This window comes from Kitasatospora sp. NPDC001225 (assembly GCF_053597855.1).
The window spans coordinates 1-1363 of record NZ_JBSFJC010000455.1; the positions used below are offsets into that span (position 1 = coordinate 1).

The 1363-nt window shown below is 77.2% G+C and carries 1 protein-coding gene; it reads right to left on the reverse strand.

The features are described from left to right. Window positions 1-28 precede the first annotated feature (28 nt). On the reverse strand, window positions 29-1363 hold a 1335-nt coding region (locus ACWDCZ_RS41410), incomplete at its 5' end, for a condensation domain-containing protein (protein WP_449818733.1).

The window sequence follows — 1363 nt, forward strand, 5'->3', positions numbered from 1 at the left end:
GCCCACCGGGGCCTCCGGGTTTGTCGGGTCACCCGAGCGGGACCTCCAACTGCCGGGCCAGGTCCTCGACCAGGGCGTCCAGCCAGCCCCGGACGGTGCCTGGGTCGAACAGGTCGGCGTCGTACTCGACCTGCCCGAGGTAGCCGTCGGCGTCCGGGGTGAGCGAGAACGCGCAGTCGGCCCGGGCGGAGTGGCCGGGGATGTCCTCGATCTCGGCGGTCAGGCCGGGGAGGTCGAGGCCGATCGGCGGGGTGCTCTGGACGGCGAGCACGACCTGCGGGTAGCCGACGGGCATGGGGACGCCGCGCTCCCGCAGCGGTTCGACCAGCAGGCCGAACGGCATCAGGGAGTGGTCGAGGGCGGAGGCGATCGCCTCGGCGGCGTGGTCCACCAGGGCCCCGAAGCCGCTCTCGCTCCGGGTGGGCACCAGGATCGGCATGCTGCTGGTGAGCAGGCCGACCACCCGTTCGTCGGCCGGCCGCCTGCGGTTGGCGTTGGAGAGCAGGATCAGCGTCTCCGACGCGCCGCTGAGCGAGCCGAGCAGCCGGGCGAAGGCGGCGACGACGACGGCCGAGGCGGTGGTGGACCGGGCGGCGGCGTAGCGCCCGACCGCCTCGGCCACCGCCGCCGGGACTCGGAACTCGGCCGTCTCGCCGAGCCCGGAGCGCTGCTCGGGACGCGGCCGGTCGGTGGGCAGGTCCGCCGCGAGCGAGGCGCCGCCGAGGACCTCGGCCCAGTGGTCGGCGGCCGCCGCCATGGAGGCCCGGTTGACCACCGTCCGCTCCCAGCAGGCGTGGTCGGTCATCCGGCCGGCCTCCCCGGGCAGCGACCCGCCCGTACGGTAGAGCGCGCTCAGGTCGGCCAGCACGGTGGCCAGCGACCAGCCGTCCACCGCGATGTGGTGGATGGTCAGCAGCAGCACCCACTCCTCCGCCGCCGGGCGCAGCAGCCGGGCGCGCAGCAGCGGGGGCGCGGTCAGGTCGAACGGGCGGGCGACCTCGGCCTCCAGGGCCGCGGCGAGGGCCGCGTCCCGTTCGGCGGGCGCGAGCCCGCGCAGGTCGTCGACCGGGACGTCCAGCGGGGTGTTCGGCAGCACCTGCTGGAGCCCCCCGAGCTCGGTCTCCAGGAACCGGGTCCGCAGGCTCTCGTGCCGCTCGGTCACCGCCGTCAGCGCGGCGGCCAGCCGCTCGGGCTCCAGCGGCCCGCGCAGGGTGATCCGGTGGGTGATGTTCCACACCGCCGGATCGGCCGCCGCGCGGTGGGCCTTGCGCAGCCGCCACTGGGTCACCCCGGCGGGGGCGGCGGACAGCGCCGCCCCCGCGCCGGGGGGGGGGGGGAGCAGCCCGTCGCGGGGGGCCCGGGC